This window comes from Ferruginibacter sp. (genome assembly GCF_028288465.1).
GTDB lineage: Bacteria > Bacteroidota > Bacteroidia > Chitinophagales > Chitinophagaceae > Ferruginibacter.
The window spans coordinates 350,255-375,730 of record NZ_JAQBNR010000015.1 but is presented as its reverse complement, the minus strand read 5'-3'; the positions used below and the strand labels follow the sequence as shown (position 1 = coordinate 375,730).

The window sequence follows — 25,476 nt, the reverse complement described above, 5'->3', positions numbered from 1 at the left end:
AATGTATTCTATTTACTTTATCGGTCTGAATTGAAATTCATAATGGTTTGCCGCCGGTTGCGCTTCGGTGTGCGCAACTTTTTTACGATACCCTGGCTGTTCGTTCGTGTTGTTATGAATGGTGCAATAGCCCTGATTAAAAAGCCTGTTAAAGCTCAATGTCCATTCGCCTTAACAAGCCGTCTTTCAAAATGTAAATATGCTTTACAGTTCCATCAAAAATCGTATTGTCTTGTAAGTCCTTTACTATTTGATGAACCGTAATTTCTAAAGTGCCGTCCTTTCTTTCATTCAATCCCACGGGCTCAACATGGGGATTTATTTCCGTCCATTGTCTTGTCCAATATTCTCTTATCGCACCGTATCCACTTACATAACCTCCTTCAAATGCTTTTGGCCATTGAACTTCGGGATGCATTGTTGAAAGCACCGTGTCAATGTCTCTTGCGTTGAATGCGGAATAAGCTTTCTTAATTAAGTCTTCGTATTGAGATGCCATAATTTTATTTCAGGTTAGCTGTTACTTAGCAAGAAGTACTACCCTATAAATATAAGATGTTACTGAGTAAAAAACCGAAATTATAAATCCCGTAGTTATCGTTATCTATTTGTATTGTTGCGGGTATCATTACGTTTGAAATTCTATAAATGACAGCTTTCTACAATCCTTTAGCATAGGCACGTACGTTACAGCATGTATATTATTTTTATTGCGCCTCAGTACGCAAGGTCCCCGGCTAACGCTCCGGCCCGGGAAGAGATGCAGCAGCAGGATTACTCCTTGCTGTATACAAGATGCCCGCCAACAATCCTGGCCGGGCTGGTGTAGGGATGCTCTTCCATTTTTCCGATGCCCATTATGTGGCGTACTGTCCAACCCTGCATCTTATAATAATCTGAAACAAGCGACCGGTGGCAACGCCACCAGACTGCTTCCGAACACATATAAGCAGTGCGTTGTTTTAAGGCAATGGCTTCCAGTTCCTTTGCCGCTGTTTTAAAAGCATCCGTCTCCATATAGTCTGCATATCCTCTGAATGCGGCAACACGCCAACCCGTATTAATAGAATTGGGCTGCACTTTTCTTCGTCCCCCGAGTGCTCTCAGGTGGATATACTGTATGTTGTTTTCAGGTAATGAAACCTCAAGTGCTTCCTTATTAAAATGCGGATACCGTTTTGAGCCCGGAAAACTTCTTATATCAGCAACCAATTCAACCTGGAAAGATTGCAGCATAGCAATAAATTCATCCTGTGTCCGGGTAGAGTGGCCGATTGTCCAAATCGTTTTATTTTGTTCTGACTTTATCATTGCTTTCCTGCTGAGGTTGTTGCAAGCGTCAATAAAAAAATCGTTTCCTGTACAGCCAGAACGCTGTGAGAAATGCCTGGATGAAGGGCCAGCATTTGACCTTTACTTAATTCAAGAGACTTATCATCTGTAGTAAATTTTATTTGCCCTTCCAATACCTGTACGCTGATATGACCGCCGGCCCTATGTTTAGCCATTTCTGCACCTGCATGAAGACCAATCAGCACAATACGCATCCCGTCTGTTTTAAAAACCGTTATGCTGTTGCGATCGCTTTCTTTCCAGGGTTGCTCTTGTTTTAACTGATCAGTAAAAGCCGCAATGTTTATGGATACCAATGCTGCATCTAAAAGATGATCCTGTTTGCGTTGCGGGGTTGCTTCGTTGAATTTTTGTTCCATTTTAATTTGATTTTATTTTTATTGAAATAGTATTGTATTGATGTGTTCTTAATCTATTACGTATTGGCCAGCAAATCAAAATATTCATCATCTTCATTTTTGCCTCCAAAACCTTTCCCTATACTTTCATGTGTTTCCAAAAACTCAATAGAGCTTATCCATTTCACCATTTTATAACCCAGTTGATTTTCTATCCTAAGCCTTAACGGAGCGCCATGTTCAGGCGGTAATGTTTCATAATTCATTTCCCATGCCAGTATGGATTGAGGCTTCAGGCAGTTATCAAGCGTGCTGGTATCATAATAAACGCCTCCGTAAAGCCCTTCGCCAAAAGAATAGAAAGCTACAGTTGTTACCGTTGCATGTGGTTTAACCAATTCAATAATTTTACCAATTGGCAGTCCTCCCCATTCAGCTATTCCTGACCAGCCCTGTATGCAATGATGCATTGTAATGGTTTGCTTCATCCCTAAATCTTTAAGCTCCTGCAGTGATAATGATACCGGGTTATCTACCAGCCCTCCAATCTTTAATTTGTAATCTTTAAAATCATTTGCTGCAAGTTGTTGCCATGTCTCCGAAGCAGGCATTTTTCCGTTGGCCCAGAAGTAGGGCGAAATATCCTTTTTGTTGTAATACGCTTTTGGCTTGAACCGGTTTAAAGTAACCCGCCATAGATTTTCATTGATGGCAGCATTCAGCTGTTGCAGCAACCGTGGTTTGCGCCAGGAAAGCCAATGCGCAAGAAAACCCATACCGCCGGTAATAAAAATAATTGCAATGCCGATGTACAATCCTGATAAACTGCCCGTATCATCTGTTCCCAAAGTAATATGATTCATATTTCTAGCCAACCCTGTTGCAGCTATCATAGCAACATGTATCATAATAAAGATCACATAGGCTATCATGATTAAAAAGTGTACAGAACGGGCACTCTGGCGGTTGCCGAATAATTTTGGATACCAGTGAAACCGGTTTTCAATAGCGGGCGACATAGCCATGCCAGTAAACATTGCCAAAGGTGCCAGGATAAAAACCGCACCAAAATAAGATAGCTGCTGCAACGCATTGAATTGATAATATCCATTGGGCTCCACCGGCAGATGCAGTGTTGCATAATGAACAAAAACATTCCAGGCATCCGGAATAATTTTCCATGAGGTGGGAACAATACGTACCCATTGCCTGGTATAAAAAAGCAGGAATATAAAAACAACTCCGTTCAGCATAAAAAAAGGCACGGTAATAAAATGCCACGATCTTGCTATGCCGATGGTATGCCGGTAACCGGGCAAACCTAATACAGGGCTGATATAACGGGCATCTTCTTTAGCAGTCCGCGATTTGTCTTTTGGTTGTTTTAAGGGTGTAAAGCGTATCCAGTCGGTTCCCGGTTTGCAGCCATTGTTCCAGTACAGGCGGGGATGATCCACTAAAATGGAAAGGCCGCTTCTGATGATCAGCACCAGAAAAAGAAGTTGACCCAATGGCTGAGATTTACCCACATTGGGAACCCTGCAGGATCTGCCGGGGTTGTTGAATTAGAAATACCCACAGGATCTGCAGGCAACCCTCTTATCCAAAATTGCAGCCATGCTGCTGCAAGCGGAAGCAATATAAGAAGGGCAAACAGTACCTTCATATAAGGCTTAACGCCAATACGCATACGCCTGTCAGCGGGATAATGTATTGCTTTTTCCTCCTTTGTAAAACGGGTAAACATGAATTCGAATATTTTAAACAATAGCTGTTATACTCCGCTGTAAAGAATCATTTTTGGATGTTACTTTCAGCTTTATAAAAATGGTACCCAGCACATCGTTGTACATGCCCTTAGCATCAACTATTGTTCCTACTTTCTTCCGCATTGCTGTATTACATAAAGGATGGCATTAGCAGGCGGTTCAACTCGCCCTCAAAACGGTAAAGCACCCTGTCAGATTTTGGCAGTACGATAATACAGTTTGTTTAACCGGGGTTATACAATCCCGGCTGTACCACCTGCCGGGGCCAATGATTGTAAACTACATGTTCAAACCTATTCCTTAGTTTAATCGTATATACGGCATGGTAAAAATATTTGTTGCTTCATTGCTGTTGGTGGCTGTAACTTCCTGTTCAAAAAAAGAGGTACAATCTGTTTCCCCGGTACCGGTAGTTACAGTACCGCCAAGGGTTCCGCCCGCGGTATTGGACTCGGGTACGTGCTCTTATCTTGCGCTCGGCGATTCCTACACCATCGGGCAGTCTGTAGCGTTGGAAGACAGGTACCCCATGCAGACAGCGGCTATGCTGCTGGCAGATTCAATAAAAATGGATGTTCCTGAAATTATTGCAAGAACTGGCTGGACTACCAGAAATCTTTTAAACGGCATCTTCGCCAATCCGCCTGCCCGGTCAACTTACTCATTTGTTTCATTGCTCATCGGGGTTAACAATCAATTCCAGCATTTACCAATCGAATGGTACCACGACGAATTTAAAACCTTGCTGAATATCGCAATCAGTTATGCAGGTAACAATCCGAAACGTGTGTTTGTACTCTCTGTACCGGACTATAGTGTAACACCTAAAGCAGGTAATTTGAACCAGGCAGCAATTGCCGAAGAAATTGATCTCTATAACAGCATCAACAACCAGATTGCTTCAGCAAGAGGATGCAACTATATTAATATCACAGCCGCGTCAAGGCAGGTAGTTAACAACCCCTCCTTAATAGCTTTGGATGGTTTGCATTATTCCGGTGAAGAGTATAAAAAATGGGCTTCTCTTTTAACGGAAGCTATGGAGGCTTCTTTACATTGATTTGTATTGGTTTGACAACAGCTGCTCCGGACAGAAATTGTTTCATGCAGACACGAATCATGGCTGAGGTCCCCGGAAGCGGAAAACAAAACACTTGTTTAGAGAAAAGCCGCCTCTCATTCTGACTGGGATTGAGCCTTTTTACGGGAGAGGTTTAGTACCTTACTGAACCTTTACGAATTTGCTGGTTGCACATCGCTCAGCTTCAAATTCGTAATAATTTCTATAAAGCAGGGGGTATTGATATACTCCTTCTATCATATAAAATAACCCAAAGTAAGGCACATCGGGATACAGGTATTTTGTAAAGATATTTTTTAAGCCAGGTGCTTTTACATTTGCCACAGCAGGTTGTAGCCAGGAATTAAAAACAAGGTATTCCCGGTACTGAAATTCATGAATGATTTCATGCGCCACAATCAAATATTTTTCACTGGTATCCTGGTAAACAAAGGCACGCCCATAATTAACTCCATCATGTATTCCTCTTTCAGAGCGCATCACCTCTTTTCTTTTAAAACTCATAATACCGGTAACCAGCGTGGTACTAATATCGAATTTACCTTCTGAGAGCGCTACACCAGAAGCAATTACTGCCTCAGGCAACACCCTTACCCTGATTTTTTTTGCTGCTCCTGTAGAAAAGTCAACTCTCAGGAAGGCATACTCAAAATTCCAGTTCTTAAGAAACGGTTCGTTGGCTGCAGCATTTTGCATTATTGAATTACCTGCAGCATTTAATAATCTGGCTGGCAAGGCATAGGCAAAACTGCTATTTTTATTGATCAAATAAATAGATTTTTTTGACGAATAATTGATTAATCCTCCAATACTTCCCTGCCAGAAGCCTCTTACAAAACACCTTTTCCAGTTTTCATTTTTCTTATTAATTACTGCGCCAATGCCGGATGTAATGCCACCCAACCCAACATTGTATAATAAAATATTGTTCTCCTGGTTTTGAGAAAAAACAACTTGCGGAATAAATAAAAGGATCAATAAAAATTTCATGCTGATTTGTATTTTGCACTTATAACAATCAACAAATTACCGTCTTGTTTTTGTGGAAAGAATGATAATGGTTATTAAATTGGCTGATTGCTGTTACAAAGGACGCTATTGATATCAATACTTATTTAGCGGCGCACCAGGCATTTCTTTATTTCCCCGGGTCGGTGTACCTCATGCGACGGAACTCCCTTGTAACGCACGCATACTTTCAAACTGGTATAGCTTTCAGCTGCCCAGCGTGTAGCGTTGGTAGTGTTTACTGGATGCACTTGTGCCGTTAGCCTTGACTGCAAAGTAATATTATCCGCTTAATTTACACGCTTACTAATTTCTCTTGGTAAGGGCTACATGATTGCAGCAGCGGGAGCAGAATTGTCGTCAGCGCAATTGTAGTGTGGCACAGGATAGTCAAAGCTCTTTTTTAGCCTACACCTTTTCGCCAATGCCGGAAGAGCATAAACCAATCACGACAATAAATTCTGACAAAAGTTAAAATTTATTTAGACGATATAAATGCTTCCTGGCTCTGAAATGGCTGATGATAAAGAGCATTCCTGCTATAATAAAAGGAAATGTAATGAGCAATATTATCTCCATGCATTGCGCAAGGGAAAAGTGATTTATGTTGTAATTGTGAAGGAAAATAATTGGTGTCATAATGATACCAACAGCCGTAAACAATATACCGCCGGCAAATTCCCTTTTCCATGAAACATATAGCAACCCGATCAAAATAAAGGATGGAACAAGTTGAATAAAAAAAGTTACCAATTGTTGCCAGACGGAGTGACCCGATTCAAAAGCATCAGCTGCGAACACGCTAACAAAACCAATAGCAATAATGCAAAATAATCCTGGGAATCCAATGGAACTGAAGGTTTTTATTCCTGCATTTTTTAATGCTTCTAAACCAGCCAGAAATACCCTTTCAAAAAATAATTTTGATCATTATTGTCCTTGCCATTGTTATATATTTTTACTAATGCATTTTTGTACCAACCATTGCAAGCTGCTGATGTTAATTTAAATGCTGCCGCTTATTGATGGTAATTGTTTACACTTCATTTAATCCGTTGTACGAATTGCGATGACCATTATACTTAAAGTTGCTTGCTTTCAATTGTATTTGTCTGATACTTTATTTTGCTACTGGCCGGGGGACTCACGCTATCATGGAAGCAGCAGAACACCTGGAAAAAATGGGAGAAGTTATTAATACCAACCATCAAAGTAAGCAGCATGTTTATCCTATATATTGCGCCACCTTGGACAATAAATCATCCATCTCAAAAGGCTTTTCCAAAAAAGCATCTGCGCCTGCCTGCAATGCTGATGCTTCTACATCCTTGCTTGCAGAAATCATAATAATAGGCATTTTTTTTGTAAGCTCATTGCCCTTCAGATAGGCGCATACATTTCTTCCATCAACACCCGACATCCAGGTATCCAGCAGTAATAAATCAGGCAAATCATCCCCTAACCTGAGCAAGTTTGAGCCATTCAGCGTACTGCTGACTTCATACCCATCGTACTCCAGCATAATTGATAAACAATCCAATATACCCGGATCATCATCTGCTATCATTACTCTTTTTGATCTGTGCATCATTATATGTTTACAATTATATGTCAGTTTCTTCTTTTACCAGCGGCAAGGCAAAGCAAAAGGTTGAACCTTTCCCTTCTACACTGTTCACCCATATGCGGCCGCCCTCTCTTTTTATAATTTCTGAAGATATATATAAGCCCAGGCCAAGACCGGGGAAAGTATACTGCAAATCCCCGCTTACCCGGTAAAACTGTTCAAATACCTTATCCAGTTTATCCCGTGGAATGCCTATTCCATAATCTTCCACACACAATGTTACTTCATTGTTTTCTATCGCTGTGGTAATCACAATATGTTCGGCACCCGGTGAGTATTTTACAGCGTTCGTAATTAAATTGGTGATTACCTGGCCTATGCGTTCCCTGTCACCAAAAACAATACCTGTTTTGTTCAGGTGTAAGATAAAAGTATGCTTATCGGTTATCCGCTGCAGGTCTTCAACCAAATCATTTACCATAGGGTTAAATTCAAATTCGCGGTCGTTAAACTGAAGCCTGCCTGAATTGATTTTAGTTACGTCCAGCAGATCAGCGATAAGACTTGTCAGGCTTTTTAACTGGGTATCCATCCGGCTTACCATCGATGCTTCCCTGGCAAGGCCATGATGTTGCAGCATTTTTTCCAGTATCTGTGCGTACCCTTTTATAGTTGTTACGGGTGTTTTTAGTTCGTGGCTGGCGATACCGATAAAATCATCCTTTTGCTGTTGCAGCATTTTTTGCTCGGTAATATCCATACACGAACCGATATAGCCGGCAAACTTTCCTTCATTATTATAATGGGCCTGTCCATTTGCAAGGCACCAGTGTATTTTGCCATCCGCATGGTTTATTCTGAACTCCACTTCATAGTTCCGTTTCTCCAATACATCACTCACAAATTTATCGGCAACTCTTATCCTGTCTTCCTCAACAATTTTCTGTAACCATCCGGAACCAAGATTAGCTTCATATGAAGTTCCCGTCCAGTTGACCCATGTTTGGTTAACGTAAGTAATATGGCCGTTTTCGTCAGACATCCACAATGCCGCCGGAGATGCAGTAGTAATATTACGCAGCATCTGTTCACTATCTGCCAACGCTGCTTTGGCTGCAAGCTCGGGCCGCATATCCCGCATCACAGCACCAATTGATATAGGTGCTCCGGTAACCAGATCATCTATCCGGAAACAGTTGTTATATACCGGAAAATTCTCTCCTGTTTGCAGATGGCGAACTATCATCACACCCGACCATCTCCCGGTTTTCATTACAGAAGGAATTACTTCCTGTTGTACCTGTAACAAATGCTCCGGCGAATGCAGTTCACTAACAGGCCTGTGCAATACTTCAGTTTCATCTTTAAAACCCAGTAATTTTCTCCCTGCTTCATTGATATAAGAATTGTAGCCGTCCATTTTCAATATAGACATCAGGTCTACACTGTTTTCTACAAGCGAAATCAGTTTGCGCTGCTCATCAGCAGATTTTTTTTCTTTTGTTATGTCCAGTGCTATACCGGATATGCTCAGTGGTTTCCCGTTATCATCATAAATTACTTTACCCTCCGCCCTAACCCAGTGCATACTACTATCCTTGTGAATGATACGGCATTCATAAAACAACCTGCCGGTTACGAGTGCATCTTTTAATGCCTGCCGGCGGATAGGCTCGTCATCAGGATGAAACAGTTCAAGATAATTATTTCTTGATAAGGCTTCTTCAAAACCGAATATGCGGGCAAATTGAGTTGAGGTAAATGCTTCGTTCGTCAAAAGGTCCAGGTCGAATGTACCCAGGCCCACGGCATCCACTGCAATGCGGTTTCGCAGTTCAACTTCTTCAATTTTATTTTTTGCATTTACCAGTTCAGTCACTTCTGTTGCCACCACAATTACACCGGTGATGGTTTCATCAGGCTCCCTGAACGGTTCGTAAACAAAATTCACGTACACTGTTTCCAATTTGTCATTCCGCAGCATTGGTATACCAAGCTCCTCTCCCCTATATGGTATACCTGTGAGGCGTACATTATCCAGCAGTGCTTCAAACCCACGGCCTTTTGCATCTGGAAGCACGTCGAATATTTTTTTACCCAACAATTCTGCTTCCGTTTTTCCATATAACCTGCAAAGGGGCGGATTGATAAGATCTGCTATATAATCAGGCCCTTTAAAAATCCCGATACCTACCGGCGCCTGCATAAAAACAGATTGCAATTGGAGTTGCTGTTTTTTTGTTAAGGCGATGGCCGCCCCCTCACGTTCCTGTGCTTTGTACAGATCCGTGACATTGGACGGGGAATGAATTAAATAAAGTACTTCATTGCTTTCATTCAATACTGGTGTATTGCTTGTGGTCCAGTAGTGTTCCTCAAACTCATTGCTTCCGGGTATTGGGATATCATACCGGTAATTATACATGGTATGGGTAACTTTTGTTTTAATGGCCTGTTCAAATGAAAAAATGGTACGCTCAACATTTTTAGACATACTGTCGCCGGGGTTTGCCGGAAACACACCAAACACCGGCTGCCCAATAATATCCTCCCGCCGGGTATGGGTAGCGAAGAGATAAGCGTTGTTTACATCCAGCATGGTGTAATGCGGCGCATCTGTACCTACTATTAACATGGGCGCAATGCTATTATAAAACACGTCTTTATAACCGTGACTGGGAAATTTAAGATCCATTATTCAGCAACTGGTTTAAGTCTTATTATTAATTTTATGATCATTTTTCTCTGCATGTTTTTTGCTGCAAACCTGGTTTAGTAACATGCGAATTTAACTAACTGCTGGTTTTAAAAATGAATTGAACAATTAATAAGGACAGTGATTTGAATGGCTTAGCCCTGTCAGCTAAGTTATGTACTTGTCATCAACAATTGTTCCCAAAAAATAATCAATTTCGTCAGGCGACGAACCAGAAAAAAAATGGAGATGCTGTAAAAAGACAGTAATATGTATGAGTATTTTTATTTAATAGTTGCTCTAAGCGTGCTGTTGTCAGCTTTTATCGCGTTGTTGGTTTCTGTATACTTTATCTCTCTGTTACAGGATGCGAATCCAATAATAAAGCACAAAAGGGAAAACCTGGAGCGAACTGCTCCTGAAGATGTTTATATAACTTTTATTTTATTGGTAACACCCTATTCGTTTGCCGGTTTTATTCAGCAGCAGGCTTCATTGTTGGTGCTGTGTACCCAACTAAGCGCTGCTGCTGTTGTTAGCGTTTTTCTTCATTTATTCAATCCTGTTGCCATTTTATAGGCCAATGCAGCGTCGGGTATTGGTGACAGAGAATCTAACAGCATATTGTAAGTCCCTTTCCCTGATAGTTCCTCAGCAACCTTTTTAATTAATGCCAGCGTAGCTTTCATCAAACCTGAACCGAGGCTAACACGTGCAACACCTAAATCCTGCAGTTCACTAATTGATAGGGGTACCCCTGCTCCAATCGTAGGGTTCGAAAGAATATTAATCGGGGCATTAATTTCTTTAACCAATGTTGAAATCGTTTCTTTTTCCCAAACAGGTTGAACAAATATGCAGTCAGCACCCGCTTCCCGGTATTTATTGCCACGCCTGATTGATTCAGTTAATTTTTCCCGAGAAGAGCCTGTGGAAACATAGAATGAATCCGTCCTTGCATTAATTACCAAATGAAAACCCAGAGAATCTGCCAATGTTCGAATGGCAGAGATTCTTTCACAAAATTCAAGCTCGTCAATTAAAACCGGATTCAAATTTAAACTGTCTTCAATGTTTATACCGACTATTCCTGTTGCAATTATTTTTGTTACCGAATCAATGATTTCGTCTAAATTATTTCCATATCCGGCTTCTATATCCACAGTTACCGGAACTTGTACTCCCTGCACAATTCTTTTAATAACCTCAATCATTTCAGGCAATTGTATCACCTCACAGTCTGGATATCCTAAAGAGGCTGCTATACCCATACTTGTTGTTGCGATTGCTTTATAGCCGCATGCTTCTATTAACTTAGAACTTCCGGTATCCCACGAATTTAACAGAACCAGCATTTCTTTGTCCTGGTGAAATTTTAAGAACTGCTCAGCCTTTTCTTTTTGAATACTTGAAACCATCATACTATGCTTTATTGATGTTTGATATAACTACAATTGAATGCTCATTGAATTAACGCCAACGGGTATTTGTGAAAAAACAGCGCTGCTAAACAAATATGTTTCCGTGCCGGCAAATCCTTCTTCAACAAAAACCTTAATTCCCTGGCCGGTGTAATTCTATTCAATGAAGCTCCTGCCCGCGTGATCCGCTGTACTCACCGCCTTTGTAGTCAACCAGAATAACCTGGCCGAACAGCTTAGCTATTTAAACCCCACTGTTTACCATTAGTAAAGTTTACTGCATTCTTTCATTGCACAAATTGCGGTGATCATTTTATTTACAGTCGCCGCCTTTCAATATTATTCTGTAAGATAATTCATTTTTACCGCAGGCCTGTGGGGAGGACAGTTTTTATAACAACCGCGGCAGTAATAACACTCTCCCGATGCAACAGATGATGTATGCCAGCTTTGATGATAGATTTCTCTGTAACTTATTTAATAAAATTTACTGACAAGATTAAACCAAAAGGTATGCCATGCCGTTGAACCAAATGTTACAATTACTGCCACTTGCGCAGCCACATATACCAACAGCCCCACCCATGTAACAGGGTGAATGCGTTTTAACGTGATCCAGTCGTAAATAAAAAGTGGGATCAGCATCAAATCCAGACAGATAAAAGCACGTGACCCAGCCTGCAACCAAGGCATACGATCAATAGCAGCCTGCGTTAAAACCAATGTTGCTAAAAAAAGCAATCGCTTATGTGCCTCAGCGTTTTTACGCACAAGGATTCCCCATGTAAAGAAGAATCCGAACACCTGCATGATGTATAATTGCACCAGCAAAATATCGAACAGAAAGCTGTCAGCCGGAACCGCATTGCCTATCAGTGCGTGAGCTGAAGCAATGCCCATAGAACACCAGATAATGATGCCGAGCACAACCGCATACAAACCGAGAGCACGGTGGAATTTAAAGTTCCCCTTTAAAGCAAGCCAGCTTTGCATTATATAAACTATCAGCCAGCCAAGCATCAGCACGCCGTGTACGTGCGCAGACCAGTGAATATTAAACTCGCCTGCACGCATGGCGACATAACTGGGTATAAATCCGGCAAGTGCGATAACAGGAAAAAGGCCGGCCATTGTTACAAAAAAATACCGCCCTTTTTGCATGGATGGGGTAAATGCATTTGTATCAGTTTTGAATTGTATAACGTTACCATTGCCTGATTCCGGAATATATTGACTCATATAAAATATTTTAATTTACGCCTGATTATATTGATGCCAAAGTTACCGGCACCAACCGTGCGCAGACAATCACCTGAATTGGTGATTTTTTAGCCCAGGAGATGAAATGGGAATAACTAAAAAGAAATAGCGGGTGTAAACTACAATACAACGAACGGTAATATGTGAATAGCTTACCTGATAATTATGTGATGTTACCTGGATTGTTATGTCAGCAAAGAAAACCGCTAAACCAATTTTTGTTTGATTGCTTTTGCGACAGCTTCACTTTTAGAGTGGACGTGTAATTTTTCATAGATGTGCCTGATATGTGTACTTACTGTATCGGCAGAAATAAAACATTCAGACGCAATAATTTTATACGATTTACCTTTAACCAGCAAGCCTAAAATTTCTTTTTCCCTTCCTGATAACTGAATAAATTCAGGTTTTGCAATGCCCGATTGCAAACGGAACATCTGCAAAACCTTGCCGGCAACGGAAGCGGTCATGGGAGCGCCTCCATGGTAAGTTTCTTCAACAGCTTCCAGCATTTTTTGCGGTGTTGTTTTCTTCAGCATATAACCCGATGCGCCAGCACAAATAGCAGCAAATATTTTATCGTTGTCTTCAAAAACAGTCTGCATCAGTATCCGCACAGCAGGAAATTTTTCTTTGATTATTTGAACGGCTTCTATACCGGATATGCCCGGCATGTGTATATCCATCAGTACCACGTCGGGCATGGCAAATGTAATGTTGCGGACCAGGCTGGCGGCATCGGGAAACGCACCGGTGCACACCATCCCTGCTGCGGTGTTGATCAGTTCTTTCAAACTGTCTCTAAGCTGTTTATTGTCTTCAAATATCGCTACTCTGATTTCCATCCGGCTTGGTTATTCTTTTAGTTTAGAAAGGCTGTTATTTCATCAACCTATACCCCTGTTCACGCAATTTTAAAACTGAGTTGTACTTCGGTTCCCTCATTTATTGCGGATTTGATTTCCAGCACCGCATTTAATTCTGCCGCACGTTTTTTCAGACTCCCCAATCCGTTACCATCATATCGACCCGATGTATCGAACCCCTTGCCGTTATCACGTATACTCATTTTTATATGGTGTTCTTTCTTGCTTATGTCAATCCTTATATGGCCGGCATCTGCATATTTTACTGCGTTGTTTATTACTTCTTTAAAAAAAAGATACAAGTTTTTCCGCTGCTCCATCGTTAACCGGGAAGCGCCAACATCTGGCGTTACTGAAAAATCCAACTGCGTGGTACCTGTATCCAGTATTGCTGAAGCAAACTGGTTCATGCGATGTACAATGTTTTCAAAACGGTCGTTTTTGGGATTCACCGCCCACACAATGTCACTCATGTTTTCCTGTATACTCAATGCGCTTTCTCCAATTGAATTAAGCAATGATGCGGCTTCCGGTGACTTTTTCCTGGCCAGTTCAGTCATAATGCTGATGCTGCTAAGCGTTGAACCAATGTCATCATGCAAATCATCTGCAATGCTGTTGCGCATATTTTGTAATTGCAGGCGGCGTTTGTTTTGTAATACTATCCAGCCCGTGGCAACTGCGCCGATAGAGCATGCCAGCAAAAAAAGCATTAAAAACCAATTTTGCAGTTTTCTCCTGGCGATGGCGACAGCCTGTTGCTTTTCCTGCTCTTTAAAAGCAAGGTTCTCAATAGCAACCGTTTTTTCCCGGTTGAATAAGCTGTCTTTCATGCTTTCTGCTTTGCGCATGTATTTTAACGTACTGTCCGGGGCTTTTTTTATGTCATATACTTCCACCAGCAGTTTGGCTGCTTTAAGTAAACCGATGGGATAAGATGTAGCTGTTTTTTCGGCAACTACCCTGTTGGCATACCATATGGCAGAATCGAGGTTGCCCATTGCCTGGTGTACTTTGGCAATGCCGTTATAAATATCAATCACATCCGTGGTTGCGTTATTTTTTAACGCGGCATGTAAACCAGTTCTATAAAAGTTAAGCGCTGAATCGTACTGGCCCTTACCTGCAAAAGCGTTTCCCAGTACCGGATATATCACGGTATACCAGCCTTCATAATGCCAGGCCTTAATTTGGTAATAGCTTTTTTTTGCATACAGCAACGCAGAGTCGGGCTGATTCATCCCATCAAACACCCGCGAAAGATCGGTGCAGATAAAGGCAATACTATCAGGAAAAAATTTTTCTGCTATGGTGAAAATAGTCCGGTCGTATTGCAGGGTGGTACTGTAATCTTCCAGGTAATAGTAGCATTGGGCGAGGCGTGCATTTGCCCAGATAATATTCAGGGGCAGGTTTGCTTTTTTTGCAAGCGCTAGGGCCTTAAAGCCAAAATTAATTGCCATGGGGTAATTACCGGTAGTTGTATAAGCATCTGCCAATGATAATGCAGCGTTCAACACACCTGGTTCATATTGTAGTTTTTCTGCTAAATGCAGCGCCTGTTGTGCATACCATACAGATGTGTCTGGCTGCGACCCCAGTGAAACGAAACTGATTTCAGAAAGCAGATTAACTTTATTGGTATCCTGCTTTTGTGTTAGCAGTAATTGTTTTAAGGAGTCGGTGTCGCCATTCTGTGCATTTGCCTGCACACATGAAATAAGAAAAATAAAAAGGAGATATGTTTTGCTTTTTGCCCTGTGCATCTATAAATGTAATAAGAATCTACACATAAAACCGGTTTCCTCTTTATCACATATAAGATGAAACGCTCCGCATTGACGCAAGAGCTTGCGTTCGAAATGTGGGCCGCATATTCTTGTGCCGCCCGCGAGGTCTGCAAAATCAGACTTTGCAATAATTTATATGTTTGCAATTTTGTTGGCAATGTTTACATCAAAGCTGCAGTGGGCACATTATTGTCTTAGCAAATTCGTAGTGTGGTGCAAGGATCGTCAACGCTCTGTTTCTGCCTTTAAACCTTGAGTCTTCAGAGCCTTTACTTTAGTTCACCACTTTCACCACCGTTAATACTAATTTTCCATTAAACCATGGACTAAAATATAAACATCTCCCCGTTCTTCCGCTACCTTCCCAACAACGTCCCGTGCATGTTCATCCTGGAGCCAATTCGTTTAGTCTTTCATTGCTAAGACAGAACTAAACACTATTCCATAGAGGTCTTACTATCCAGGAAGTCAGAATTTCTTACCCTGTTTACACATTATGTTTTTTCAATTTTTCATATTCTTTTTCGGCAGTGTTACCAAACCTGTACACATCAAAATAATGAGCAATAATACCAATGCCCCAACCGGCTGTTGGCCAGATTGGCCAGGGATAGGCATTAACGCCGCCGGTAAATAACCAGATTAGCCATAACATACCATTTGTGACAATATATGTGGCCAGGTGTTTTTTAAAATCTGCTCTTGCTTTGGCTTGTTGCCATAGTTGTTCATCTTTTTCTTCTTTCATAGCTGACAATTTTTAATTTTTGTATTAACAACAAAACTTCATTTTAAAATATTATTCTATCCCCCAGATGCCTGTCATCAAATCATTGTTATCTTTTACTGTATTAGCCGGCTACTATTGTTTAATACATCGCAGAAGTAAATAACAATAGTGCAAGTGCATACATCTTAAATAGCAAATGCAGTCTGCTATAAATCGCAAACACAGGTTTTCCCGCTCCCCGCAATATTGTTTTCTGTTCATCGGAAGTAGCTGCCGAATATTGAAAATAACATTCTATTCAATTGTGCCACTACCATCACGGTTGTTTATGATCATTTGTTCAATTCCATAACTTATAGTCGCGGGATTCATAATCAAAAATATTTCCCTTGAGTAATTCATGTCTAAGTAACTTCATGTCATCTGCATTTTCAATGAGCGCTGTCAATCCTTAACTTGATATCCGTCATTCCTGTCAGCGGTACATTCAGCCAGATTTGTTATCATACAAAATATCATGAAAGTTATTAATCAACACAACAGTGTTTAATAATATTAAAAGTTTTTCAGCGCCTCCTTATTCGTGCATATTTTGGCTCAGTGGGATTTCCCAAAATGCTTTTAAACCCGCCCACTGAAAGGTACTCCCCGGAAAAAATGTTTACTGATAAATGGATCGGACAATTTCTACCGCAGTATAGTCAGCCGTTACTAAGGATGAATTTAAGACTGACAACACGTGTATGAGAGAAGATATAAAGCAGGTAAAAAAGCCGTTAAAAAAAGGAATATTGCGCCTTTAAGCCAGCTTCCTTTCGCGGCTAAAATTGATGCTCCCTGCGTAAAGTAGATACCTCATTTTGTTACAGACGCAGGGCGCTCCACCCCCGGATGGAAAAGTTTACACCCAACCACGCAAGTATACAAATCTAAATGACACCGACCCCGGGGGCAGACTTGTCAGCTGATTGAGAACAGCTGAAATTAATTTAGAATTTATTTGACCAGCACTATGCTATCATCAACCTGATCTGTCAAATTTGGAATTCATATTAGTTTACAACTTACACATACTATACTTAACCCCAAAATGCTATCCCATTTAAAATGAGCATAATCAAACAGTCGCTGAAAAAAATCCAATATCGGTTTACAGGTAACAACTATTAAATGCTAAACAGGCTTTAATACTCTTCATACCAGTTAAACTTATCCTGAACAATTTTGGTTTTTTCCTTTTTCAGATAAGTCAACAGGGATGCAGAAACTGGCGATAGCTTTTTTCCCTTCAGCCAAATGAGGCTCCAGACTGTTTTAATTGGCATTCCTTTGATAGGGATGATATGCAAATCATGATTGTGTAATTCATTCTTAATGCCAATCAAAGGCATAATTGAATAACCTAATCCAGCCAAAACGGCCTGCTTCACCGCTTCGTTAGAAGTGAGCTCCATTTTTTTCAAAGCCGGTATATTGTGTTGTTGAATAAATTTTTCCATTGTTTGCCTGGTACCAGATCCCTTCTCTCTAAAAATTAAAGGCAGGTCTTTAAATATTTCTTTTGTACTTACTGATTTCTTAACCTTCAATTCGCTGTTACCAACCAGGTATAACTTATTTTGAAGTAAATCCAGTTTTTCAAAGTTAAGCGTAGACGGTAAAATAGAAACGAGTGCAAAATCAACCTCATTATTTTCCAAACTTTCCAAAACAGTATTTTTATTTGTCACATCCATCATCAACTCTATTCCATCATGTTGTTTGATAAAATCAGAAAGGAAGTAGGGCATTACATACTTACCTGTGGATACAACTGAAATTTTCAACCTCCCTGTTAGCTGCCCTTTAAAAGCTAAAGTTTTATAGTTGATGGCATATACCTGGTTGATAATATTTTCAGCAGCCTCTGCAATTTCTTTTCCGAAGTCTGTTATATAAATCTTCCTTCCTACTACCTCCGTTAACGGGATTTCAAACTGAGCCTGGAAATTTCTGAGCTGAATGGAAACGGCAGGTTGTGTGAGGTGTAGTTCCTCTGAAGCTTTGGTAACACTTTGCGTCTTTACAATTTTAAGAAATATCTGAAGTTGGTTTAGTGTATAGTTCATAAATAAACGTTATGGATAACATTATAAAGATAAATAAATAATTATGCACTATAGTTATCAAATTTGCGGTATCCGAATAAAGCGAAAGTTGGCTTTAAAATAAATTAACGGCAACTAAATTAACAACAAAAGCGAAAAAAAGTGGAAAATAAAATGATCATCTGTACATCTTTAATCGTCGCAGCGCTGTGGTCTTTGAACGCCGTAGGGGTACAGCTATGCTACGAAACCCAAAATCAAATTATTCACCCTGGCGTTATTTAACCTGATGATATCAAATAAAACAGTTTTAATCGGCACTTCTTTAAAGAAATTTTATCAAATCCTCCGGCTGGATAAAGTGGATATTTCTTCCATTTACGCTTTTGCTATCATGGCGGGTGTGGTACAGCTATCACTGCCTCTTGGTATACAAACCATCATCAGTTTTGTGATGGCAGGCTCGGTTTCTACGTCGATAGTGGTATTGATTATAATGGTTGTTTTCGGCACTTTTTTAAATGGTTTGTTGCAGGTAAGGCAGCTTGAAATTATTGAGAAATTAAAACAAAAGATATTCCTGAGATATGGTCTGGAATTTAGCGACAGGCTGCCAAAACTGGATAATGAGAAATTAGATAATTATTACTTACCCGAATTAGTGAACCGCTTTTTCGATACCGTTTCTTTGCAAAAAGGGTTAGAGAAACTATTACTGGATTTACCTGCTGCCGTCATCCAGATCCTGCTGGGATTAATGTTGTTATCCTTCTATCATCCTGTTTTTATTGGCTTCGGAATCATGTTAATTTTCATTATCATGCTGATACTTTATTTCACCTCTCCCCAGGGTTTGGCACTGGCATTACAATCGAGCGATTATAAGTACAAGGTAGCCGCCTGGCTGCAGGAAACTGCCCGTGTGGTAAAATCTTTTAAATATTCAAAAAGCGACCTGCATATTACCAAGACGGATGAGTTTATTGGTGGCCACTTAGCCGCCCGAACGAACTATTTTAAAATATTGCTCATACAGTTTTGGAGCCTTATCAGCTTCAAGATAATCGTAACTGCTGCAATGCTGATTGTGGGTACCATATTGCTGGTAAATCAGCAAATAAATGTCGGGCAGTTCATTGCTGCTGATATCGTAATTATTGCTATCATAGGTTCAGTTGAAAAAGTGATTATCAGCCTGGATAAAGTATATGATGCGCTGGTATCAATAGAAAAACTGGGCAAGGTTGCGGAAGCTGATACTGAAACAGGCGGAGAGCTGCAATTAGAGCATATTCAGAAAGGTGTTTCTATTCAATTTATGAATACAAGCTTTACTTATCCTGATGGAAAAAACATTCTGAACAATATAAATTTTAGTATTAAAGCAGGAGAGCTTGTTCATGTAAGAGGTGTTTCCGGTTCGGGAAAATCTACTTTATTGCGGTTATTAACGGGTACCTATAAAAATTTCGGCGGTAATATACTGATAGATGGTCAGTCTATTAGCAATTATGATCTACAAAGCATTCGTAACGCCACGGGGATACTTGTTAACAGCCAGGATATTTTTACGGGTAGCCTGCTTGAAAATATCACCATGGGCAACCCGGGCATTGGTATCAATGATGTAGAAGACTATATTGAAAAATTTGGTTTAATCGAATTTGTACAGTCCAATAAGCAAGGGATGTACGTGTTACTCGACCCCGTTGGAAAAAGACTCTCAAAGCAAGTGAGACAGAAAATATTACTCATCAGGGCTATGCTTGGCAGGCACAGGCTATTGCTGCTGGAAGAGCCCTTTGAATATTTGGATAAACCAACTTCCGCTATACTATTAACCTGGTTGAAAAATCAAAAAAACACCACGATACTGATAGCATCTGATGATGAAAATTTATCAAAAGAATGTGACAGTGTATTAAATCTTTAAAATCTAAGTAACCGCTTTTTAAAATCAATGATGGAAAAATATATTACCGCAGATATTGAATACCAGGCACAGCAAAGCCAATTAGGCTCTTTTAAAAAGGTTTATAAAATTGAGAAAAAAGGCAATGTAAAAAAATGGCTGTATGGTATGCTAATCATTTTAATATTAGCGATGTTGTTACCGTGGACGCAAAATATCCGGGCCAAAGGAACCATCACTACGCTGAGACAGGAACAGCGGCCGCAGGAATTAAATACCATTATCGCCGGGCGTGTACTTAAGTGGTATGTAAAGGAAGGAGATTTTGTGAAAGAGGGCGACACGATTTTACAATTGGGCGAAGTGAAGGTGGATTATTTTGATCCCCAATTGCTGAGCAGAACGCAGCAACAAATTGATGCCAAACAGCAAAGCATTGAAGGATATAAAAGCAAGGCAGGCACGGCTGAAACACAGACTTCCGCTTTATTGCAAGGCCAATATCTAAAGTTGCAATCATTGAATAATAAAATGCTGCAACAACAACTGAAAGTTACCAGCGACAGTACCGATTTACTTGCGGTAAACAATGAGCTGAACGTATATAAAAGACAAATTGATGCGGCAAAACTGATGCTGGATAGTGGCGTTATATCGCTGGTTGATTTTGAAAAACGAAGAATGAATTATCAAAATGCCGCTGCAAAAAAGATTAGTGCTGAAAATAAATATTCGCAAAGCAAACAGGAGCTGATTATATTAAGAATAGAAAAAAACAGTACTGTTCAGGAATACACAGACAAGATTTCTAAAGCAGAGGGCGATAAATACTCATCACTTTCTAATGCTGCTTCCACAGAGGCAGATGTAGCAAAACTGAAAAATATTTATGCAAGTTATGATGCAAGGAATCAGTTGTATTATATCAAAGCTCCGCAAAATGGCCAGGTTATCAAAGCGAAAAAGGCTGGTATCGGAGAGATATTGAAGGAAGGCGAAATGGTAGTTGAAATTGTACCAACTAATATACAATATGCTGTGGAAATGTTCATAGAACCGATGGATCTTCCGTTAATTAATATGGGGCAAAAAGTCCGTTTTGTTTTTGACGGCTTCCCTGCAATTGTATTTAGTGGATGGCCAACAAACAGTTACGGAACCTTTGGCGGAAAAGTTTCAGCTGTAGAAACATCTGTAAGCAGTAACGGTAAATTCAGGGTATTGGTGGCTGAGGATCCGGATGACAGAAAATGGCCTCAACAGTTAAGAATGGGAGGCGGCGCTAGTGGTATTGCGTTATTAAAAGACGTGCGCATATATTATGAACTGTGGCGAAACATCAACGGCTTTCCACCAGATTACTATAAACAGGCAGAAAACAAGGAAACCCAAAATAGTAAGTATGAGTAATGTGCAATCTATTGGAAAGAAATGTAGTGTTGTCTTTACCATATATGTTAGTACAATACTATTTAGCTACGCACAAGATCCACAGATGCAGGTGCTTACTGAAAGAGACTTTATCAGCCAGGTAAAGCAATACCATCCCGTGGCAAAGCAGGCTAATATCGCGGTAGAAAAAGCGGATGGGGCATTGTTGTCAGCTAAAGGAAATTTTGATCCCGCCATTGCCTTTGAAGCCAGCAGAAAAACCTTTGATGGTAAAAATTATTATTTCTATAATAACCCGGAGTTGAACGTTCCTTTACCGGTTGGTAATATTAAAACAGGCATTGAAAATAATGGCGGTGATTATATTACATCAGAAATTACAAAGGGCAAAACAAGTTATCTCGGCCTTGAAATTCCGCTGGCCAACGGGCTACTGTTAGATAAAAGACGTGCGGCACTGCAACAGGCTAAATTATTCAGAAGTCAGAGTGAACAGGAGCGCCTGGTAATATTAAATGACCTGTTTTTTAACAGCTACCTCGCTTACTGGAATTGGGCCGCAAGTTATCAGCAATACATAGCTTACAGTAAGTTTACCGAAATAGCCAGCAACAGGCTTAGGTTAATCCGGATTGCCTTTACTCAAGGCGACCGTGCATTGGTGGATACCGTTGAAGCCTATACTCAGCTGCAGACGTATCAGCTGATGCAATCGGAAGCCCTTTTGAAATTGACGAACGCAAAATTAGAACTGGGTAATTATTTATGGTTTGAAAATTATAGCAGTTATCAATTACCTGATAATTTTCTTCCTGAAAGTTTAAATTTTGCTCCTGCTGTAACCAATCAACATGCAGAAGAGCTCATTGCCCAATCTATACTTCAACATCCTGTTTTAAAAGTTTATGACTTTAAATTAAGCAGTCTGGAAGTAGAGCGTAAATTAAAACGCCAGAGCCTGCTACCTTACCTTTCAGTAAAAGCGAATCTGCTGAATAAAGATTACTACGCTCTTAAAAACCTTAGTACCAATTTTATCCAGAATAATTACCGGTGGGGTATAGATTTTAAAATTCCCTTGTTTTTAAGGCAAGCCCGTGGCGACTATAAAAATGCGCAGTTAAAAATTAAGGAAACCAACCTGGAACTCAATAACAAACGCCGGCAAACGGAAAATAAAATACACAGTTATTACAATGAATTAATTGCTTTGGCCAGCCAGTTGCAAACTGCACAAAGCATGTTCAATAATTACCAGTCTTTACTACGCAGCGAAGAATTAAAATTTGCGCAGGGCGAAAGCTCCCTTTTCCTGGTTAACACAAGGGAAATCAAAGTAATTGAATCAGAGCAAAAAAGACTCGAGCTGGTTTCAAAATGGTACAAGGCGAAGTACGCTCTGGAATGGGCTGCTGGTAAACTGTTTTAAGCCATTCCACTATCCATCCATCCATCAATTTAATGTAGCCCGGTGATTAAGATAATGATCTTGTCTGCTATTATTTTAAATGATAAATACATTAAAATATTTTATGCTTACTATAGATAAGATAAATGAAAACTTATGAATAGATATGCTCATTTTTGCAGTATAAAACTAAAACAACAATAAACTTTATGACAAAAATTACTGTAGCAAAAGGCGATGGTATAGGGCCGGAAATTATGGATGCCACTTTGGACATTATCCTGGCTGCCGGTGCAAAAATTGAAATTGAAGAAATAGCAGTAGGTGAAAAAGTGTACCTGGCCGGCAATACTTCAGGTATAGCACCTGAAGCGTGGGACACTATCCGGCGAAATAAGATTTTCCTGAAAGCTCCCATTACAACACCACAGGGAGGTGGATACAAGAGCCTTAACGTAACCACCCGTAAATTCCTTGGCCTCTATTCCAACGTTCGGCCATGTATGAGCCTGCATCCTTTTGTAAGCACCAAACATCCTGTAATGGACCTGGTGATAGTGAGGGAAAACGAAGAGGATCTTTATGCAGGTATTGAGCACCAGCAAACAGATGAAGTAGTGCAATGCCTGAAGTTAATCAGCAGGCCGGGTTGTGAAAAAATAGTTCGCTATGCTTTTGAGTATGCCAGACAACAGGGACGAAAAAAAGTGACCTGTTTTACGAAAGACAATATCATGAAACAAAGCGATGGTTTGTTTCACCAGGTGTTTGATGAAATTGCAAAAGAATATCCCGAAATAGAAAATGAACACTGGATTATTGACATAGGTGCGGCAAAGCTGGCAGATACCCCTGAAATTTTTGATGTACTGGTTATGCCAAATCTGTATGGGGATGTGTTGTCTGACGTGGCTGCTCAAATTACCGGTTCTGTAGGCCTGGCAGGCTCAGCAAATATTGGCGAAGAGTGCGCCATGTTTGAAGCCATTCACGGTTCAGCTCCACGTAGAGCAGGACAAAATGCGGCCAATCCTTCCGGCCTGCTGCAAGGGGCTGTAATGATGCTTAACCATATAGGCCAAACCGATATTGCTGAGAAAGTTCAAAATGCCTGGCTTAAAACCATCGAAGATGGTATTCATACGTATGACATTTTTAAAGAAGGCACCAGCAAGCAGCAGGTAGGTACAAAAGAATTTGCCAAAGCCGTAATAGCCAATTTAGGTAATAAGCCTTCGGTGTTAAAATCAGTGTCCTACGCAAAAGACACGCCCCTTAACCTGCCGAAATATCAAAGAAAACCTTCTGCTCAAAAGGAGTTGGTGGGAGTTGATGTGTTTGTACACTGGGCAGGAACAGATGCCAACGAACTGGCCAGCATTCTTCGTAAAACAGAGCGGCCAGGTTTAAACCTTACGATGATAACAAACAGGGGTATAAAAGTATACCCGGATGGTTTTAAAGAAACTTTTTGCACTGACCATTGGCGTTGCAGGTTTAAGCCGGCTGACGATAGTGTAATTACAAAAAAAGATATTATTGATTTGCTGTCGAATGCTGTTGCGGAGAATATTGATACAATCAAAACAGAAAATCTGTATTCTTTTAATGGTAAAGCAGCCTACTCTTTAGGGCAGGGACAATAATAGTATTATAAGATGATTAACCTGATAATATATCTGAAACAAGACTACGATCCTGTGTTGCTGGTAGAAAAATTACTCACCTGCCAATTGATAGCCAATGCATCCATAGATCAAAATAATGAATCGTTTACATCAAAGGATGGTACGCTTTCCAGAGAGGTTTATAATGTGATAACAGCACAAACTAAAGCATTGCTGTTTACACAAATCGCAAAACTAATTGAAGACGAATGCGGGCGGGAAGTACCCATTAACGCAACACCCATTGTTGCATCAAACAAAATATTTGACGAGCTATTAAGGTCAAGAACATTAAAAACTTAAAAACCAACACCATGACTATTCAACTTATCCAGGGGCAATTTGATGCCAATGACGCTATTGACATTATCACAAAGATGATTCATGTAAAAATCAAATACCATGAAAATAAAATAGCCGGTAACAGCAATGAAGAAGATATTAAAAACAGGGAAACCAAAATTAAGCACCTTCAAAAAGAGTTATTTGAAGCCAGGAAGGGAATACTTTTAAAAAAAGAAAATGTAGGCTTAGATGCCACAATCAATATTATATAACAAGCAAAGTATAAAGTAAAAGATCAAATACAAAAGCATTCGCAATCGCCCTTAACATACCTGGTATGGCTATATTTTTTGTGTTATCCATATTAAATCATGATGGCATGCTGAGTCAGCTTTTTTTATCCCTGTTATTAATACGCTGTTTGAGAACGCTCAGGCTGGTTTCAAACAAGAATTTAAACATACACCATAAACATGAAGAAAAGCCAGGACTTTACATTAATTGAAGGTGAATTTACTCCCCAGGACGCAAAGGAAGTGCTGATAAATTTGTACTCCAGCAAGTTAAACTTTCATGTAATGAAAAATTTTAGCTCTAACGAACGTCTGGGAAAAGATGATGAAACATCAACAAAAAGAATTCCGGAATTGAAGAAAAGTATGTTGCAAATCACCGAAATTATTGAGCAAGCAGAAAAAAAGAAAAAGAAGCTCATCATCACCGCAGTGGTCAGCATTGAAGTTACAAATAGTAAATAGTTTTATTTAAAAGGAAGACAGCTGCTCATTGCTACCAAACAGGAAAAGGAAAAAGTAATTTGACTGCTCCTATAACAGGCGAACGTGAT

General features: G+C 40.1%; 24 protein-coding genes. 9 read left to right on the top strand and 15 right to left on the bottom strand.

Annotation, left to right across the window (positions count from 1 at the left end; genetic code table 11):
* Positions 1-148 precede the first annotated feature (148 nt).
* The 6 genes from JWR61_RS06635 to JWR61_RS06610 form a co-directional block, all read right to left on the bottom strand.
* Entirely contained in the window at positions 149-499 is a 351-nt protein-coding gene (locus tag JWR61_RS06635) for a nuclear transport factor 2 family protein (protein ID WP_301927053.1), read from the bottom strand.
* 275 nt (positions 500-774) lie between these two features.
* The gene (locus JWR61_RS06630; RefSeq protein WP_301927052.1) at positions 775-1,311 is read right to left on the bottom strand and encodes a DUF488 family protein; all 537 of its coding nucleotides are present in this window, start codon (positions 1,309-1,311) and stop codon (positions 775-777) included.
* Positions 1,308-1,712, bottom strand: coding sequence for a cupin domain-containing protein (locus tag JWR61_RS06625; protein ID WP_301927051.1), 405 nt, complete (start codon positions 1,710-1,712; stop codon positions 1,308-1,310). Before JWR61_RS06625 ends, JWR61_RS06630 begins: the two co-directional genes overlap by 4 nt.
* A 56-nt stretch (positions 1,713-1,768) precedes the next feature.
* Positions 1,769-3,202 (bottom strand): molybdopterin-dependent oxidoreductase, encoded by a 1,434-nt coding sequence (locus JWR61_RS06620; protein ID WP_301927050.1) that lies wholly within the window; start codon positions 3,200-3,202, stop codon positions 1,769-1,771.
* Entirely contained in the window at positions 3,175-3,438 is a 264-nt protein-coding gene (locus JWR61_RS06615; protein ID WP_301927049.1) for a hypothetical protein, read from the bottom strand. Before JWR61_RS06615 ends, JWR61_RS06620 begins: the two co-directional genes overlap by 28 nt.
* A gap of 13 nt (positions 3,439-3,451) precedes the next feature.
* Positions 3,452-3,583, bottom strand: a complete 132-nt coding sequence (locus tag JWR61_RS06610; protein WP_301927048.1) for a hypothetical protein — start codon at positions 3,581-3,583, stop codon at positions 3,452-3,454.
* Between the two features lie 199 nt (positions 3,584-3,782).
* On the opposite strand from JWR61_RS06610, the gene JWR61_RS06605 reads away from it, so the two are divergent.
* Positions 3,783-4,520, top strand: a complete 738-nt coding sequence (locus JWR61_RS06605; protein WP_301927047.1) for a GDSL-type esterase/lipase family protein — start codon at positions 3,783-3,785, stop codon at positions 4,518-4,520.
* A 162-nt stretch (positions 4,521-4,682) separates the two neighbouring features.
* Here JWR61_RS06605 and JWR61_RS06600 read toward each other — a convergent pair whose 3' ends face one another.
* The 3 genes from JWR61_RS06600 to JWR61_RS06590 all read right to left on the bottom strand — a co-directional run bounded on the left by JWR61_RS06600 (position 4,683) and on the right by JWR61_RS06590 (position 9,811).
* Complete coding sequence (locus JWR61_RS06600; RefSeq protein ID WP_301927046.1) at positions 4,683-5,531, bottom strand: hypothetical protein; 849 nt, start codon at positions 5,529-5,531, stop codon at positions 4,683-4,685.
* A gap of 1,243 nt (positions 5,532-6,774) precedes the next feature.
* Positions 6,775-7,140: a response regulator gene (locus JWR61_RS06595; RefSeq protein ID WP_301927045.1), complete on the bottom strand. Its 366-nt coding sequence runs from the start codon at positions 7,138-7,140 to the stop codon at positions 6,775-6,777.
* A gap of 13 nt (positions 7,141-7,153) precedes the next feature.
* The gene (locus JWR61_RS06590; protein WP_301927044.1) at positions 7,154-9,811 is read right to left on the bottom strand and encodes a PAS domain S-box protein; all 2,658 of its coding nucleotides are present in this window, start codon (positions 9,809-9,811) and stop codon (positions 7,154-7,156) included.
* 270 nt (positions 9,812-10,081) lie between these two features.
* Between JWR61_RS06590 and JWR61_RS06585 the strand changes: the two genes are divergently transcribed.
* Positions 10,082-10,390 (top strand): hypothetical protein, encoded by a 309-nt coding sequence (locus JWR61_RS06585; RefSeq protein WP_301927043.1) that lies wholly within the window; start codon positions 10,082-10,084, stop codon positions 10,388-10,390.
* On the opposite strand, the gene JWR61_RS06580 is transcribed toward JWR61_RS06585, so the two are convergent.
* The 6 genes from JWR61_RS06580 to JWR61_RS06555 form a co-directional block, all read right to left on the bottom strand.
* Positions 10,360-11,232 (bottom strand): isocitrate lyase/phosphoenolpyruvate mutase family protein, encoded by an 873-nt coding sequence (locus JWR61_RS06580; protein ID WP_301927042.1) that lies wholly within the window; start codon positions 11,230-11,232, stop codon positions 10,360-10,362. The genes JWR61_RS06585 and JWR61_RS06580 overlap by 31 nt on opposite strands.
* A gap of 477 nt (positions 11,233-11,709) precedes the next feature.
* On the bottom strand, positions 11,710-12,363 hold the full coding sequence (locus tag JWR61_RS06575; protein WP_301927041.1) for a hypothetical protein: 654 nt from the start codon (positions 12,361-12,363) through the stop codon (positions 11,710-11,712).
* 335 nt (positions 12,364-12,698) lie between these two features.
* Positions 12,699-13,337, bottom strand: a complete 639-nt coding sequence (locus JWR61_RS06570; RefSeq protein WP_301927040.1) for a response regulator transcription factor — start codon at positions 13,335-13,337, stop codon at positions 12,699-12,701.
* A 59-nt stretch (positions 13,338-13,396) separates the two neighbouring features.
* Positions 13,397-15,124 carry a tetratricopeptide repeat-containing sensor histidine kinase gene (locus JWR61_RS06565; protein WP_301927039.1) on the bottom strand — a complete coding sequence of 576 codons (1,728 nt, stop codon included), beginning with the start codon at positions 15,122-15,124 and terminating at the stop codon, positions 13,397-13,399.
* Between the two features lie 511 nt (positions 15,125-15,635).
* Positions 15,636-15,896: a 2TM domain-containing protein gene (locus tag JWR61_RS06560; RefSeq protein ID WP_301927038.1), complete on the bottom strand. Its 261-nt coding sequence runs from the start codon at positions 15,894-15,896 to the stop codon at positions 15,636-15,638.
* A 1,166-nt stretch (positions 15,897-17,062) separates the two neighbouring features.
* Entirely contained in the window at positions 17,063-17,986 is a 924-nt protein-coding gene (locus tag JWR61_RS06555; protein ID WP_301927037.1) for a LysR family transcriptional regulator, read from the bottom strand.
* Between the two features lie 268 nt (positions 17,987-18,254).
* Here JWR61_RS06555 and JWR61_RS06550 point away from each other — a divergent pair, with 268 nt between their 5' ends.
* From JWR61_RS06550 to JWR61_RS06520, 7 genes are all read left to right on the top strand, one after another.
* Positions 18,255-19,898, top strand: coding sequence for a peptidase domain-containing ABC transporter (locus JWR61_RS06550; RefSeq protein WP_301927036.1), 1,644 nt, complete (start codon positions 18,255-18,257; stop codon positions 19,896-19,898).
* A gap of 27 nt (positions 19,899-19,925) precedes the next feature.
* Complete coding sequence (locus JWR61_RS06545) at positions 19,926-21,287, top strand: HlyD family secretion protein (RefSeq protein ID WP_301927035.1); 1,362 nt, start codon at positions 19,926-19,928, stop codon at positions 21,285-21,287.
* Positions 21,280-22,698 (top strand): TolC family protein, encoded by a 1,419-nt coding sequence (locus JWR61_RS06540; RefSeq protein ID WP_301927034.1) that lies wholly within the window; start codon positions 21,280-21,282, stop codon positions 22,696-22,698. The genes JWR61_RS06545 and JWR61_RS06540 overlap by 8 nt, the downstream gene beginning before the upstream one ends.
* 188 nt (positions 22,699-22,886) lie before the next feature.
* On the top strand, positions 22,887-24,323 hold the full coding sequence (locus JWR61_RS06535; RefSeq protein ID WP_301927033.1) for an NADP-dependent isocitrate dehydrogenase: 1,437 nt from the start codon (positions 22,887-22,889) through the stop codon (positions 24,321-24,323).
* Between the two features lie 12 nt (positions 24,324-24,335).
* Positions 24,336-24,647, top strand: a complete 312-nt coding sequence (locus JWR61_RS06530) for a hypothetical protein (protein ID WP_301927032.1) — start codon at positions 24,336-24,338, stop codon at positions 24,645-24,647.
* 11 nt (positions 24,648-24,658) lie between these two features.
* On the top strand, positions 24,659-24,901 hold the full coding sequence (locus tag JWR61_RS06525; protein WP_301927031.1) for a hypothetical protein: 243 nt from the start codon (positions 24,659-24,661) through the stop codon (positions 24,899-24,901).
* A 201-nt stretch (positions 24,902-25,102) separates the two neighbouring features.
* The gene (locus tag JWR61_RS06520) at positions 25,103-25,387 is read left to right on the top strand and encodes a hypothetical protein (protein ID WP_301927030.1); all 285 of its coding nucleotides are present in this window, start codon (positions 25,103-25,105) and stop codon (positions 25,385-25,387) included.
* Positions 25,388-25,476 lie beyond the last annotated feature (89 nt).

Bases quoted from the DNA above. Each gene is read 5' to 3' on its own strand.
- JWR61_RS06530 (WP_301927032.1), top strand. From the start codon at position 24,336: ATGATTAACCTGATAATATATCTGAAACAAGACTACGATCCTGTGTTG.
- JWR61_RS06625 (WP_301927051.1), bottom strand. From the start codon at position 1,712: ATGGAACAAAAATTCAACGAAGCAACCCCGCAACGCAAACAGGATCAT.
- JWR61_RS06610 (WP_301927048.1), bottom strand. From the start codon at position 3,583: ATGCGGAAGAAAGTAGGAACAATAGTTGATGCTAAGGGCATGTACAAC.
- JWR61_RS06555 (WP_301927037.1), bottom strand. From the start codon at position 17,986: ATGAACTATACACTAAACCAACTTCAGATATTTCTTAAAATTGTAAAG.
- JWR61_RS06560 (WP_301927038.1), bottom strand. From the start codon at position 15,896: ATGAAAGAAGAAAAAGATGAACAACTATGGCAACAAGCCAAAGCAAGA.
- JWR61_RS06585 (WP_301927043.1), top strand. From the start codon at position 10,082: ATGTATGAGTATTTTTATTTAATAGTTGCTCTAAGCGTGCTGTTGTCA.
- JWR61_RS06635 (WP_301927053.1), bottom strand. From the start codon at position 499: ATGGCATCTCAATACGAAGACTTAATTAAGAAAGCTTATTCCGCATTC.
- JWR61_RS06590 (WP_301927044.1), bottom strand. From the start codon at position 9,811: ATGGATCTTAAATTTCCCAGTCACGGTTATAAAGACGTGTTTTATAAT.
- JWR61_RS06550 (WP_301927036.1), top strand. From the start codon at position 18,255: ATGATATCAAATAAAACAGTTTTAATCGGCACTTCTTTAAAGAAATTT.
- JWR61_RS06605 (WP_301927047.1), top strand. From the start codon at position 3,783: ATGGTAAAAATATTTGTTGCTTCATTGCTGTTGGTGGCTGTAACTTCC.
- JWR61_RS06600 (WP_301927046.1), bottom strand. From the start codon at position 5,531: ATGAAATTTTTATTGATCCTTTTATTTATTCCGCAAGTTGTTTTTTCT.
- JWR61_RS06545 (WP_301927035.1), top strand. From the start codon at position 19,926: ATGATGGAAAAATATATTACCGCAGATATTGAATACCAGGCACAGCAA.
- JWR61_RS06615 (WP_301927049.1), bottom strand. From the start codon at position 3,438: ATGTTTACCCGTTTTACAAAGGAGGAAAAAGCAATACATTATCCCGCT.
- JWR61_RS06630 (WP_301927052.1), bottom strand. From the start codon at position 1,311: ATGATAAAGTCAGAACAAAATAAAACGATTTGGACAATCGGCCACTCT.
- JWR61_RS06535 (WP_301927033.1), top strand. From the start codon at position 22,887: ATGACAAAAATTACTGTAGCAAAAGGCGATGGTATAGGGCCGGAAATT.
- JWR61_RS06570 (WP_301927040.1), bottom strand. From the start codon at position 13,337: ATGGAAATCAGAGTAGCGATATTTGAAGACAATAAACAGCTTAGAGAC.
- JWR61_RS06540 (WP_301927034.1), top strand. From the start codon at position 21,280: ATGAGTAATGTGCAATCTATTGGAAAGAAATGTAGTGTTGTCTTTACC.
- JWR61_RS06595 (WP_301927045.1), bottom strand. From the start codon at position 7,140: ATGATGCACAGATCAAAAAGAGTAATGATAGCAGATGATGATCCGGGT.
- JWR61_RS06520 (WP_301927030.1), top strand. From the start codon at position 25,103: ATGAAGAAAAGCCAGGACTTTACATTAATTGAAGGTGAATTTACTCCC.
- JWR61_RS06575 (WP_301927041.1), bottom strand. From the start codon at position 12,363: ATGGCCGGCCTTTTTCCTGTTATCGCACTTGCCGGATTTATACCCAGT.
- JWR61_RS06525 (WP_301927031.1), top strand. From the start codon at position 24,659: ATGACTATTCAACTTATCCAGGGGCAATTTGATGCCAATGACGCTATT.
- JWR61_RS06580 (WP_301927042.1), bottom strand. From the start codon at position 11,232: ATGATGGTTTCAAGTATTCAAAAAGAAAAGGCTGAGCAGTTCTTAAAA.
- JWR61_RS06565 (WP_301927039.1), bottom strand. From the start codon at position 15,124: ATGCACAGGGCAAAAAGCAAAACATATCTCCTTTTTATTTTTCTTATT.